The following is a 14,585-nucleotide window of genomic DNA, read 5'->3' on the forward strand; positions in this document are numbered from 1 at the left end:
TTGTTTGTTTACCATTACAATTTAATCATACCTCATTTTACCGTTTCCAGTAAGAAACGGTTTAGTTCAACAATTCTATAAAGTAACAAAGGTTACTTTATATGCATTGTACTTTTTTAGCAATCTACTGAATAAATAGTAACTAAAAAAGTCTGCTAAAGGCTCAAAATAAAGATTAAAAGTATTAACCGTATAATTATACGTATAATATGCGTTTAATTATACGCTAAGAAATCTAAGTTTAAATTCTAATGATTATTTACTTTCCAATTCCTTAATCGCCAACCAGGCCATTAAACCCATGCCGGTTTCCAGGGCCAATGGATCAATATCGAAGGTTGGGGTGTGGACTGATGAGTTGATGCCTTTTGATTCATTTCTCACTCCTAAACGGTAGAAACAAGCATCAGTAGCTTGGGAGAAATAAGCAAAGTCCTCTGCTGCTAACCATAAATCCAAATCCTCCACATTCTCTTCCCCCAAAAACTCTATGGCATTGGCTTTCGCTCTATCTGTCAATTCTGGTTCGTTAACTAAAAAAGGGTAACCGTTTCTGATTTCGAATTCACATTTCGCTCCCATACTTTCTGCCATACCTTCAGCCATCTTTCTCATTTTTTGATGAGCAGAGGCTCTCCATTCTTCATCCATGGTGCGGAAAGTACCTTCCAGATAGACTTCATTTGGAATTACATTGGTAGCGCCATCGGCTATAATTTTTCCAAAAGACAAAACAGAAGGAATTTTCGGGCTAGCGTGACGGCTTACAATTTGCTGTAGTGCCACTAAAATATGTGCGGTGATAATGACTGGATCAACATTTAATTCCGGCATAGCACCATGGCCGCCTTTCCCAATGACTTTCATATATAACTCATCGGTACTCGCCATGTACATTCCGCTACGGAAGCCTACTTTACCAGCATCGATCAAAGGCATTACATGTTGCCCAATTATATTATTTACATCAGGTTTTTTCAAAACACCTTCCTTAATCATTTTGGAAGCTCCACCTGGTACTTTTTCTTCTCCTGGCTGGAAAATCACTTTGATAGTTCCTTCAAAATGTTCTTTAAGTTGATTCAAGATTTTTACGGTTCCCAGCATGGAGGAAGTATGCACATCATGTCCGCAAGCGTGCATCACGCCTACATTCTGACTTTTGTAAGGAACCTCATTTTGCTCTGTAATAGGAAGGGCATCAATATCGGCTCTTAGAGCGGTAACCTTTTTTTCTGGATTTTTACCTTTGATTAAAACCACTGTTCCCGTATCCGCCACTCCTGTTTGGTGCTCAATTCCCCAATCATTTAGGGTTTTACTGATATATTTAGCCGTTTCAAATTCTTCAAAAGACAATTCAGGATTACGGTGCAAATGCTCTCGAATTCCTTTAATCTCTTCAAATTGCGACTTTGCCAGTGATTTTATCTCCGATTTTAAATCCATTTTATTTTTTAATTTTAAATCTTAGGCTAGGAATTTCTTAATGGATTTCCAGCTATTTCAATTCCGGTCGGTGTGTCACCGACCAGAGATAAGATTAACAAACAATATTTTTTACCACAATAGAAACAATAGAAAACAAAAGGATTTTCGCTAAGCGAAAATATTTGTCATAGAAATCTTCAGCTCCAGAGGCGCCAGTATTCATCACCATCCAGAGGATGGCGATAGAAAAAAATAATTTCCTTCCGCTAGCGTCTCGCTAGTGGCAACTACTACTGCCACTGGAGGATTTTATATTCTACGATAACAAAGCGAAAGCTGTGAGGCTTTGTCAATTATGACTGGTCCAAGCGTCCGATTGAACCAGTTATAATGTTGCGCCATAAACCTGACAGGTTTTTTAACCATACCTAATTTATATAAATCCTTTGCGGAACAGAAATGGCATCGGGAAATTTAGGTTTTAACTTCAGCAATGTCCTTTGCACTTCTAACCTTTCTGTAAACCTACCTACCCTTACTTTATAAATAGGCTGTTTGTACTCCACATCCGTTCTAATTTCGGGCAAAACAACTCTTGCCGTGTCCCTTGCTTCATAAGCCTCTGCACTGCTACTTCCACTATAAATTTGAATTGCGTAACCATTTACATATCGAATCTCTTTATTATTCTCTGCAAGTGTATCCAGCTTTTTATCCAACAATTCCGTTACATCCGCTTCTGCTTCAAAGTTTTCACTGGTCTTACGGAAACTGCTTTTTTCACTTTCCATCTCAAAAGCAGTATCCACTTTAGGACGATATTGGCTTAAATCTTCACTATAAGATTTACTTGCAGTTGAAGTGGGTTGCGAAGTAATACATCCCACTATAAAAAAACCTATTAATAAAAACGCTATGCTAAATCCAAATTTATTCATCTAGTAAAACACATTTATTGCTTTTAACATCTTCTTCCACTGTTTTGAACTTCACATCTTTTTTGACACTACCATCCTGATACTGAACAGTGACCCTATCATTTCTTCCCACAATTTTTTCAGATTTTGCCGGCATCTGTTTTTCAACCGGTGGTCTGTTTTTATTTTGACCTCCACTCAATACAGAAGCTGACTCCTCTTTGCTTTCTTTATAATTCTGCTGTTGTCTTCTCTGAGCCGCAGCTTGAACTTGAGAACTATCCTGAACTGGTAAATCCAGCTTCATCATAAAGGAGGTAATATCCTCATTTAACTTACCGATAAACCTTTTAAACAATTCAAAGCCTTCGAATTTATAAATCAATAATGGGTCTTTTTGCTCATAAACTGCATTCTGTACGGATTGCTTTAAGTCATCCATTTCCCTTAAATGCTCTTTCCAATTCTCATCAATGATGGCTAAAGTAGATATTTTCTCCATGGAAAGTATCAGCTCCTGACCTTCCGTATCCAAATTCTTCTGTAAATCAGTGACCACTCCAATTTGTTTTTTGCCATCTGTAAAAGGTACCATGATTTCTTTCACAGTAGCTCCTTTGGTTTTGGATATATCCTTTAAGATTGGAAATGCTTTCTCTCTAATTCTATCATTTTTGGCTTTATATGAAGCATAAACATGATTATACAACTTCTCAGTAAGCTCGATTGGTTTTAATGATTCGTAATCCTCTTTACTGATTTCAAAATCAATCCCGAAAGTACTCAAAATACTCAACCTAAAATCATCAAAAGCATCCATGGCTTTGGAGTTGTTGACAATATCTTCACATGTATCATATAACATATTCATGATATCCAACTGCAACCTTTCTCCGTAAAGCGCATTTTTCCTTCTCTTGTAAATTACTTCACGTTGAGAGTTCATCACATCATCATACTCCAATAATCTCTTACGAGTACCAAAGTTATTTTCCTCTACTTTCTTCTGTGCTCTCTCAATAGATTTTGAAATCATAGAGTGTTGGATAACCTCTCCTTCTTCCAATCCCATTCTATCCATGAGTTTAGCGATTCTGTCAGAACCAAACATCCTCATCAAGTTATCTTCCAAAGAAACGAAGAATTGGGAAGACCCAGGGTCACCTTGACGACCGGCACGACCTCTCAACTGTCTATCTACCCTTCTTGATTCATGTCTTTCCGTACCGATAATTGCCAAACCACCTGCTTGTTTTGATTCTTTTGCCAGTTTAATATCCGTACCACGACCTGCCATGTTGGTGGCAATGGTCACAGTTCCCGGTTTACCGGCTTCGGCTACCACATCCGCTTCTCTAGCGTGTTGCTTAGCATTCAATACTTGATGCTTGATTTTACGCATGTTCAACATACGACTTAAAATCTCGGAAATTTCCACGGAAGTAGTACCCACTAGAACAGGTCTTCCAGCTTTACTCATCTCTTCAATTTCTGCCGCAACTGCATTAAATTTCTCGCGAACTGTTTTATAAACCTTATCTTGACGGTCATCTCTTACGATATCCTTATTGGTAGGAATTACCACTACATCCAGTTCATAAATATCCCAGAATTCCCCAGCTTCTGTTTCGGCAGTACCCGTCATACCGGCTAATTTATGGTACATTCTGAAATAGTTCTGAAGTGTAATGGTGGCATAAGTTTGTGTTGCATCTTCCACCTTCACATTCTCTTTGGCTTCAATCGCTTGGTGGAGTCCATCCGAATATCTTCTTCCTTCCATCACACGACCAGTCTGTTCATCCACAATCTTTACTTTACCATCTACCAGAATGTATTCCGTATCCTTTTCAAAAAGTGTATAAGCTTTTAATAATTGATTAACAGAGTGAATACGCTCGGCTTTCACAGCATAATCCCTAATTAATTCATCTTTTTTCTTCAGCATTTCCTCATCAGATAAAGACTCGTCTTTTTCCAATTCGGCAATTTCCACTCCTATATCCGGTAAAATAAAGAAGCCTGAATCTTCATCATCTCTTGTGATTAGGTCAATTCCTTTTTCGGTAAGGTCAATATTATTGTTTTTCTCCTCTATGGTGAACAATAAGGGTTCATCCGCCTCTGGCATCAATTTAGAATTATCCGCCAAGTAAATATTTTCTGTTTTTTGCAAGATTTGACGTATTCCCTGCTCACTCAAGAATTTGATTAAAGGCTTGTGCTTTGGTAAGCCACGGTACGCTCTGAATAATGCCAAACCGCCTTCATCCTCTTTTCCTTCTTTGATGAGTTTTTTGGCTTCTAACAAGAAGTCAGCAGTCAATTTTCTTTGTTCTTGTACTAATTTTTCAATTCTTGGTTTTAAAGAATCAAATTCATGCACATCTCCTTTTGGAACAGGTCCGGAAATTATCAAAGGAGTTCTGGCTTCATCAATTAAAACAGAATCGACCTCATCAATCATGGCAAAATGATGCTTCCCTTGTACCAATTCCTTGGTTTCGCGCGTCATATTGTCACGCAAATAATCAAAGCCAAATTCATTATTGGTTCCGTAAACAATATCGGATTGATAAGCTTTTCTTCTTTCTTCCGAATTAGGTTTATATTTATCAATACAATCACAGGAGATTCCGTGGAATTGGAAGATTGGCGCCATCCATTCGGAGTCACGTTTTGCCAAGTAATCGTTTACCGTAACAATATGAACCCCTCTTTTAGCTAGTGCATTTAAGAATGCCGGAAGCGTGGCCACCAATGTTTTACCTTCTCCCGTTGCCATTTCGGCAATTTTACCTTTATGTAGCACGATACCCCCAATCAATTGCACATCATAGTGCATCATATCCCAGGTGGTATCATTTCCCGCAGCTTTCCAGGTGTTGTCCCAAATGGCTTTGTCACCTTTTAGGTTTACGTGCTCGGCTTTCCCGGACATTTCCTTGTCGAACATATTGGCCGTTACTTCCAACTGTTCATTTTCCATAAACCTACGGGCTGTATCCTTCACGATGGCAAAAGTTTCCGGAAGCACTTCCAATAAGACTTCCTCCAACTTCTCATTTCTCTTCTCCTCTAAAGCATCAATTTCATTGAAAACATCTTCCTTGGTGTGCAAATCCATATCAGGATTTTCGTCCACTTTCGTGTGAAGTGCTGCAATTTCATTATCAATATCTTTTAGGTATTGATTGATTCTTTCTAAGACATCGGTAGTTTTTGCCCTTAATTCATCATGCGATAAATCCTTTAATTTGGCAAATTCTTTATTGATTTGCTCCACAAGTGGAAGCACCTCTTTTATATCTCTGTCGGATTTCGTTCCGAATACTTTGGTTAGTCCTTTGGCTATAAAGTCAAGCATACTTTTTTGCTGTAATAATTTAAAATATGTGCTAATTTACACGCTTTTTTATGATTTATTTTAATTTTTAAAGTTCGATTTCACCTTTAAAAACATTCTTTGCCGGCCCTGTCAGCCAGATATTTTTAGCATTTCCATCAATCAATTCAAAATCAACACTCAATTGCCCCCCTAAGGTTTCAATTTTAACGGGAGAAATTCCTCCATGCAATACATGCGCTATGGCACAAGCCGTTACCCCGGTTCCGCATGACAAGGTTTCATTTTCAACGCCTCGTTCATAGGTCCTAACTGAAATTTGATCTTTTGATTGCTTCTCCACAAAATTGACATTGATGCCTTCCTTGGCGAATTCCTCACTGTAACGAATGGACGCCCCTTCTTCTTTTACATTTTTATCATTTATGTTACTGGCAAAAATAACATAATGAGGAGAACCTGTGTTTATGGTAAAATGCTCTGGAAAGCTATTGATTTTTGATTGCGCCACGTCCTGCATGCTTAATCGTACAATATCACCATCTATAGAGGCTTCATGCACGCCATCAGTAGATAGAAATGTGGTCTGATTACCAATGATGCCCAAAAATTGGGCAAATTTGACAGCACATCTACTTCCGTTCCCACACATGCTTTGCGAGCCATCCGGGTTGAAAAATATCATTTCAAAATCGTGCTCATCATGGTTTTCAATTAATATCAATCCGTCAGAACCAACACCAAATTTACGGTCACAAAGCTTTTGGGCTATTGTTTTATCATTTCTGTACAACCTTTGAGAGCGGTTGTCCACCACCACAAAATCATTACCTGTTCCTTGATATTTATAAAATTCAATACTTGCCATGTGCTCCATTAAGCGAAAATAACACCAAAGAATTTCTTATGCCAGAATGGCACTTTGGAAATGCTAAAGATTAGCCCACCATCAAATGCGCCTTAGGATATTTATAGCTCTTAGTCGATTTTCTACTGCTCAATGCCAAAGCAAATGTTAAAGTCCCTACTCTACCTATGAACATGGAAAGAATAATGACAACTCTCCCGGCAAATGATAAATCTGAGGTGATCCCCGTGCTCAATCCGACTGTTCCAAATGCGGATACTTGTTCAAAAATCAACTGCATTAATGTAAAATCACTATCGGTGATAGTGAGTATAAAAATGCCGATTAAATTAAGTGAGGCTGCAAAGAAAAAGATAGACAAGGCTTTAAATAATAGCTCCTTAGGAATGAATTTTCGATCAATTTCAATTTTGAGACGCCCTCTTAAAGTTGCGAAAACCGAAACAATCAATAAATAGAAGGTAGAAGTTTTAATTCCCCCTCCCACTGAGCCGGATGAGGCACCAATAAACATTAAAAATGCAATCACAATCAAAGTTGGCGTCCTTAATGCGCCTATATCCACTGTATTGAAACCAGCGGTACGAGCCGTAGCTGATTGGAAAAAACTGGTGATTAATGATTCTATAAAGTTTTTATCACCTAAAGTGTTACCTTGTTCCAATAAGTAAAAAACCAACGTTCCTGATGCCAGTAAAACCAAAGAAGTATAAACAGCGATTTTGGTACTTAAAGCCCAGTCCTTCCACGGATTTTGAAATCTATCTTTCAATTTATTTCTAGAAAATAAATCCTGAATTGAAGAAAAGCCCAAACCACCCAAAATAAGGGTTAAGGCTATGATTATATGTAGAATGTAGCCATTCGCTACCCCATCCTCAAAAAGTCCATTGGTAAATAAACTAAATCCAGCATTACAAAAAGCACTTACTGCATGAAAAGCAGAAAAGAATATTTTTTGCCCCATGGAATCAAATACTACCTCTTCGCCCCAACTAAAAAAAATCATGATGAAAGAAATGATTTCTATCACAAGTGTGATAGCTATAATCTTTCTTAGTAATCCTTTTGCAGAAAATAAGGATTCACTAACTAAAAAATCCTGAAGCATTAATTGTTGCTTTATACCCACTCCACTTTTCAAGAAAGTAGCAAAGAAAGAAGTAAAGGATATTATACCCAATCCACCCAATTGAAACAATATCATAATCACAAACTGACCTTTCATGGTAAAATAAGTCGCAGTATCAACCACAATCAGACCCGTTACACAACTTGCACTTACAGAAGTGAAAAGCGCATCCATAAAAGACATAGAACCTTCCTCTATACTCATCGCAGGGAGCATCAATACACCGGTTCCAAAAGCAATTAATAATAAAAAACTATAAATGAAGGTTCGGGCTGGTTTTGTCTTTAATTTAGAAAGTACGGTACTGGCCTTTATAAATTCATAAACAATTAATACTAAAAAATAAAAGGTAATAAAGGTCAGATAAGCATCTTGATAATTTTTGAAGCCTAGTGCCTCAGCTAAATATTTTATAATTTGATTATCAAAATAATAATTACTGATGGTATTGATGATAATGATAAAAACAAGAACTGCCTCAAGCTTATTATTCTTCAGAAACTCAGTCCTTCTAAATTCATAAAGTAGGCGAATAAGAAATGAGAAGAAATAAATTATCAAGACAACATCAAGCCCTAAAAAGACTTGCTCTAATTCATTGGACTCCGTTTCAAAACCAAAAACGAAAAACAATAATATAGCTGCGGTCAGCCAAATAAAAGCTTTTAAGGAAATTAAAGTATTCAATACTGCACTTCTACTGTTGTAGATAGCATTATTTAACCACTCTGTAATTTCATTTTTGAGTTTTGAAAATTTCATTCCGATAGAAACGCTTGGCTTTTAAGTTTAATGCCTCAATTTATAACTGTAAATTATGCTTTATTGCCTCTACTTCCAACTTTTTGGCATCAATTGGCACTACACCTAATTCTTCGCATACAATTCCTCCTCCTAAATTTGATAATGTGGCTACAAAATCAGCTTTTAGATTTAAGGCCATACAAAGTGCAGCTATACTAATTACAGTATCGCCCGCTCCCGATACATCTGAAATACTTCTTTTGTAAGCCGGAATCAAAAAATCCTCTCGTTCGGATTGTATATAAACTCCTTTTTCCGATAAAGTAGTCATCACCATTTTGCATGATAGGCGTTCTCGAAGTAATTGAGTTTGTGATTTTAACACTTCCTGATTTGAATGCTCAAAATTCACATTCATCCCCTCTTTCAGTTCTTTCAAATTAGGTTTGAATAAATCCACTCCTTTATAATCGAAGAAATTATTTTTCTTAGGATCGACTACTACTGGTTTACCTAATTCCTGAGCTCTTTCAACAGTATCTTGAATAATTTGAGCATTGATGGTGCCTTTATCGTAATCCTCAAAAACCACTACATCCACCTCTGGTATCAGCTCCAAAATTTTTTGCGATAATAAATTTTCTTCTGAAGAGTTCAGGGGCTCAAGGCTTTCCGAATCAACCCTTAAAAGATGTTGAGAACCGGACAAAACCCGCTCTTTAATGGTGGTAATTCTGTCTTTACTGCGAATAATCCCTTTAGCTGTAATATTTCTTTTCTCTAATAAACCTTCAAAAATATTGGCTTCCTCATCATCCCCTAAAACCGCACATAAAATAGGTTCTGCACCTAATGATTGAAGATTTAGGGCAACATTGGCTGCGCCACCCATCCTTTTTTCACGATTTTTCACATTTACGACTGGCACGGGTGCTTCAGGAGAAATCCTTGAAACGGTTCCCCAGATGTAAGCATCAATCATCACATCACCAATGACTAAAACTTTTAGTTTTTGAAATGCTTTAAAAAGGTCAGGAATGCTTTTGATAGCCATATGCAAATATTAATTGTGAAATTATTTCCCTTTCGCCTAATTTAATTTTAATAATAAAACCTGTCAGGTTTGTTCTATTCAATATTCTCATTACGTTTCAATATTGATACATGTCCAAATTTAAACCTGACAGGTTTTCGATAAAAAAGGATTAATTATTTTAGTTCTGCTAATACTTTTTTCAATCGAGCCATTGCTTCTTTCAATTCATCATCGGAAGCCGCATAAGAAATCCTTATACAATTAGGGGCGCCAAAGGCTGTTCCTGTCACCACAGAAACATTGGCTTTCTTCAGAATGTAAATTGCCAATTCATCAGCATTTTTCACTTTAATTTCTCCATCAGATTTTCCAAAGAAATTGCTGATATCAGGAAAAATATAAAAAGCTCCTTTAGGCACATTGGTTACAACACCCGGAATTTCTTTTAGCAAATCCAATACCATATCTCTTCTTTTGTGATAGGTTTTGGTCATGTCAAATGTCGGCTTCAAATCTTCAGTAATAGCGGCCAAGGCAGCTCTTTGCGCAATGGATGAATTACCCGAAGTAATTTGTCCTTGGATTTTAGTGGCCGCTTTTGCTATTGGCAATGGAGCAGAAATATAGCCTACTCGCCATCCCGTCATGGCAAATCCTTTGGAGAAACCATTGATGGTAATGGTTCTCTCTGCCATACCTGGTAAAGATGCCATACTCACATGACCTTCATTTCCGAAGTTGATGTGCTCATAAATTTCATCAGACATTACGACTATATCATCATATTGTCGTAATACCATCGCCAGTTTTTCCAATTCTTCTTTAGAAAAAACACTTCCTGTAGGATTACAAGGAGAGGAATATAAGACTGCTTTAGTATTGTCGGTTATCGCATCTTTTAATTGCTCAGCAGAAGGTTTGAAATCATTTTCTAAAGTTCCCGTTACATAAACGGGGGTTGCTCCTGCCAATTTCACCAACTCTGTATAACTTACCCAAAATGGGGCAAATACGATCACCTCATCACCTGGGTTCAACATGGATAACATAAGATTAGCAATGGACTGCTTTGCACCATTTGAAACTACTATTTGGTCAGGAGAACTAGGGATACCATTTTCCTTTTCCAATTTTTCAGCTATGGCTTCACGTAAATCTTGATATCCAGAAACTGGTGGATACGCAAAATATTTTTCACTATCAATTGCCTTTTTGGCTGCTTCTTGAATATGTTTAGGGGTTTTAAAGTCTGGCTCTCCCAAACTTAAACTAATGATGTCGATCCCTTGAGATTTCAATTCCCTTGCTTTGGCCGCCATAGCCAAAGTTGCAGATTCAGACATATTCATGATGCGTTCGCTTACCGGGTAATTCATAGCATTGATATTAAAATATTAATTGTTTTTAGAAAATAGAAAAGCACTTCTTCAGTACAGATTTCTGTGCTATTTTATTCATTTGTTTATTAAGCGCTAAAATTAAGTAATTAGCAATTGATGTGCTAATTTTTCAATTGACAAATGTTATTCAGTTGACAGGAAACAATTTACAGTTGACAAAATGGTTATAGTGCAATAACAATTTTTGTCTACTAAGTTATATCAATTGTCTATTTATGTGTTAAATAAAAAAATAGCCTGCAATTTCTCAATCACAGGCTATTTCATCAATGATTAATTTTTATTTCAAGAAGCATCTCCAGCTTCTAGAGTAACTGTTCTTTCAACTGGGTTAAATGGACTAGGAATCAATTCTCCTTTTGCATCCAATAGTTCTAACTTAATGGTCATTTCGCCCATTTCCGCTCCTTCGATGAAATATGGCTGCCATTTATCGAGCATAAATTCCTCACCATTGATAGTAGCTCTTACTTTATTTCCTTCTTCTGAAAGCTCAGTATTCAACAAGTAGAAATCTAACAATACTTTCTGAGCATCTTTCCCAGTATAAGTTCCTTTAGGACGACTATAAAACATGTGAGGGTCTGATAAGTCAGCAATTTCCTGACCACTTGGCTCTTTTCCAACTGTAAATTGACGAATATTGGCCGCGCCATAACTCTTTACACTTTCGTGATAAGAACGAGATAAGAAAGATAGCGCTACATAATGACCTTCTTCTAAATCTTTGGTGAATTCTGCTTCATAATGTGCCGAATACGGCTGATTATTCAAAATCAAATGAATATGCTGACCTTTAGGTGAATTGGCACAATTCTTCACATCGGCATCTATCGTTTGAGTCGCCAACTCATAATTTTTTACATTATATGAAAATTTAACCGCACCAGGCTCCAAATTTGTTTCGTTTTCCATCGGACTTAACATTTCCAGCATTGAATCATCAAATTGCGGTGATTCAACGGGAGTTAAGCTGATGGAAGAAACTGATTCTTGAGATTTTTCCTCAGTTGATTGATCTTCATTTTCGGCTGTTTCTTCTTTATTTCCGGTGCTACAAGCAAAAATTGTGGCCATCGCAAATAAAATACTAAATCTTATAGTGGCTTTTTTCATGGTTTTATGTTTTTTGATTTAATTTACTCTACTAAAGTGTACTAAGGTAGTGTGAATAAGTTACACTATCAACTGATTTAACCCTGATACTGTTATGAGCAAAAAATTATATAACGAAATTCCTTCATTAAATTTAGAGGATTTCACCAACGGAACTGAGGAAACCAAAAAGCAATTCGTAAAAGAACTAGGAGAAGCCTATAATACCATAGGTTTTGTAGCCATAAAAGGACATTACTTAAGCGATGACCTAAGCCAAAAGCTATATAAAGCGGTTGAAAAATTCTTTAATCTTAGCATTGAGCAGAAAAAAACCTACGAAAAAGAAGAGTTAGCCGGACAAAGGGGCTATACTAGCAAAGGCAAAGAACAAGCAAAAGGACATAAAGTACCAGACTTAAAAGAATTCTATCAAGTAGGGCAATTTGTACCCGAGGATCATGAATTGAAGAAAGAGTATCCTGACAACCTATGGCCTTCAGAAGTTCCTGAGTTAGCTGAATTAGCCAAAGATGCTTATCAAAAACTGGAAAAAACCGGTTTTGAGATGTTGAGAGCCATAGCACTATATTTAGGTTTAGATGAAAATTATTTCGATTCTGAGGTAACTTACGGAAACAGTATTTTACGTGCCATTCACTATCCACCAATCGAAAACCCAGAAGATTTACCTGAAGATGCCGTGCGGGCTGCCCAACATGGTGATATTAATTTGATCACCCTATTGATGGGAGCTAGTGCTGATGGTTTACAAGTACTTAGAAGAGATGGCGAATGGATTCCGATTACTGCTTTACCCAATCAATTGGTGGTGAATGTAGGTGATATGTTGGCAAGATTGACCAATGACAAATTAAAATCTACTATCCACCGAGTTGTCAATCCACCTAAGGACCAGATGAAAAAATCACGTTACAGTATCCCATTTTTTATGCATCCTAAATCAAGTATGGATTTAACCTGTTTGGACAGCTGTGTGGATACTGACAATCCCAAAAAGTATGATGATATGTCAGCAGGAGAATTTTTAGCAGAGAGATTAGCAGAAATTGGCTTGTTGAAAAAGTAATCAGTGGTTAGAAATATCCGATACCTGATCTATCTGAAGGATATTTTCATCCTTTCTGTCACCACTTTTGGGGGTGCTACTGCTCATTTTGCGTTCTTTTTAGACCACTTGGTTTACAAAAGAGGATATTTGACCGAAAAGGAATTGATAGAAATGAATGCCCTGTGCCAAATGTTGCCGGGGCCTTCATCCACTCAAATTCTGACAGGTTTGGCTACCAAAATAGGAGGAGCACCTTTTGCATTTTTAACCCTGTTCGTTTGGGCAATTCCGGGAGTCGCCCTCATGACCGGCTTTGGGGTTTTAATGTCCAATATTGATGAAAAAGAATTATCCACACATTTTCTTACCTACGTTCAGCCAATAGCTGTGGGTTTTGTGGCCGCTGCCGCTTATCGACTTGTGAAAAAAGTGATCCATACTAAAACTAGTGTTATCTTATTGATATTGGCAGCGGCCATAACCGTTTGGATTAATTCACCTTATTTATTTCCTGTCTTGATTTTAGTGGGTGGTTTTATTACGGCATTCAAATACAAGTCACAGGAAATAGAGGAAAAAGAAAAAATAAAAATTCGATGGACCGCCTTAATCATTTGGATTAGCGTATTGGTTTTGATAGCCGTAATTGGACTCTTTACCCAATCACTGCCCATCAGATTATTAGAAAATTTCTATCGTAACGGAAGTTTGATTTTTGGTGGTGGGCAAGTTTTAATTCCCTTCCTTTACACTGAGTTTGTTGATTTTAAAGATTATCTAAGCTCCTCAGAATTTCTGAGCGGATTTGCAATAGCACAGGCTATTCCTGGTCCTACTTTTTCATTCGCCAGCTACATAGGGGCACTCTCCATGCGGGAATATGGTGTTTGGGGAGAGATATTAGGTGGCTTTTTGGCAGCAGTTGGAATATTCGTTCCCGGCACTTTAATGATGATTTTTTTAATCAGGTTCTGGGACCAGCTGAAAAAATTCAGAATCATTAAAGCCTCATTGGAAGGGATTACGGCAGTCAGCTCTGGAATGGTGGTAGCCGCCATTTTCTTACTTTTTGAACCGGTTCAGACTAATCTACTCAACATTAGCTTAATTATTGGTACTGTAGCTATCTTGCTTTTTACGAAGATTCCTGCACCATATGTAGTGTTGATTGGGTTGTTAGCTGGGTTTTTGTTGGGGTGAGTGATGATTATATATTCTATTTTAATTAAATATAAAGCCATTTACAAACCCTCTATTGATTTATCTCATCATTAGTGAAACACTTGCAATTGTTAAATTATGTAGAGCATGCACTAAAAACGAGTATCTAAAACCTATTCTGTAATTAATATAGCCATGGAAATAACCTGATATAAAATACGGCAAAAGTATAATAGCATATCCTATAAGATTATCTTGTGTTCCTACCACTTAAATGTAATAATGAAAATAAAATACTTGAAATAATGATTAACAAATTTATTGGAGGTAATTCAATATTTTCAGCAAAAATCTTAATTAATAAGTATGCTAATGCCAATCCC

General features: G+C 36.9%; 10 protein-coding genes. 2 read left to right on the forward strand and 8 right to left on the reverse strand.

Annotated elements, in window-relative coordinates; genetic code table 11:
* Nucleotides 1–255: 255 nt before the first annotated feature.
* From ACFE0M_RS15700 to ACFE0M_RS15735, 8 genes are all read right to left on the reverse strand, one after another.
* Nucleotides 256–1,449 carry a M20 metallopeptidase family protein gene (locus ACFE0M_RS15700; protein ID WP_434546732.1) on the reverse strand — a complete coding sequence of 398 codons (1,194 nt, stop codon included), beginning with the start codon at nucleotides 1,447–1,449 and terminating at the stop codon, nucleotides 256–258.
* A 410-nt stretch (nucleotides 1,450–1,859) separates the two neighbouring features.
* Complete coding sequence (locus tag ACFE0M_RS15705) at nucleotides 1,860–2,369, reverse strand: SPOR domain-containing protein (protein WP_434546733.1); 510 nt, start codon at nucleotides 2,367–2,369, stop codon at nucleotides 1,860–1,862.
* The gene (gene secA, locus ACFE0M_RS15710; RefSeq protein WP_434546734.1) at nucleotides 2,362–5,715 is read right to left on the reverse strand and encodes a preprotein translocase subunit SecA; all 3,354 of its coding nucleotides are present in this window, start codon (nucleotides 5,713–5,715) and stop codon (nucleotides 2,362–2,364) included. Before secA ends, ACFE0M_RS15705 begins: the two co-directional genes overlap by 8 nt.
* A gap of 67 nt (nucleotides 5,716–5,782) precedes the next feature.
* Nucleotides 5,783–6,562, reverse strand: coding sequence for a diaminopimelate epimerase (gene dapF, locus ACFE0M_RS15715; RefSeq protein WP_434546735.1), 780 nt, complete (start codon nucleotides 6,560–6,562; stop codon nucleotides 5,783–5,785).
* A 70-nt stretch (nucleotides 6,563–6,632) separates the two neighbouring features.
* On the reverse strand, nucleotides 6,633–8,456 hold the full coding sequence (locus tag ACFE0M_RS15720; protein WP_434546736.1) for a TrkH family potassium uptake protein: 1,824 nt from the start codon (nucleotides 8,454–8,456) through the stop codon (nucleotides 6,633–6,635).
* A gap of 40 nt (nucleotides 8,457–8,496) precedes the next feature.
* A complete protein-coding gene (locus ACFE0M_RS15725; RefSeq protein WP_434546737.1) occupies nucleotides 8,497–9,492 on the reverse strand; it encodes a bifunctional heptose 7-phosphate kinase/heptose 1-phosphate adenyltransferase in 996 nt (331 codons plus the stop codon).
* 155 nt (nucleotides 9,493–9,647) lie between these two features.
* Nucleotides 9,648–10,850, reverse strand: a complete 1,203-nt coding sequence (locus ACFE0M_RS15730) for a pyridoxal phosphate-dependent aminotransferase (RefSeq protein ID WP_434546738.1) — start codon at nucleotides 10,848–10,850, stop codon at nucleotides 9,648–9,650.
* A 309-nt stretch (nucleotides 10,851–11,159) separates the two neighbouring features.
* Nucleotides 11,160–11,990, reverse strand: coding sequence for a phosphopeptide-binding protein (locus ACFE0M_RS15735; RefSeq protein WP_434546739.1), 831 nt, complete (start codon nucleotides 11,988–11,990; stop codon nucleotides 11,160–11,162).
* Between the two features lie 94 nt (nucleotides 11,991–12,084).
* Between ACFE0M_RS15735 and ACFE0M_RS15740 the strand changes: the two genes are divergently transcribed.
* A complete protein-coding gene (locus tag ACFE0M_RS15740) occupies nucleotides 12,085–13,059 on the forward strand; it encodes an isopenicillin N synthase family dioxygenase (RefSeq protein WP_434546740.1) in 975 nt (324 codons plus the stop codon).
* A 3-nt stretch (nucleotides 13,060–13,062) separates the two neighbouring features.
* Nucleotides 13,063–14,241, forward strand: a complete 1,179-nt coding sequence (gene chrA, locus ACFE0M_RS15745; RefSeq protein WP_434546741.1) for a chromate efflux transporter — start codon at nucleotides 13,063–13,065, stop codon at nucleotides 14,239–14,241.
* Nucleotides 14,242–14,585: the final 344 nt, after the last annotated feature.

Origin of the sequence: Marivirga sp., assembly GCF_051117495.1 — a bacterium.
Taxonomy (GTDB): Bacteria; Bacteroidota; Bacteroidia; order Cytophagales; family Cyclobacteriaceae; genus Marivirga.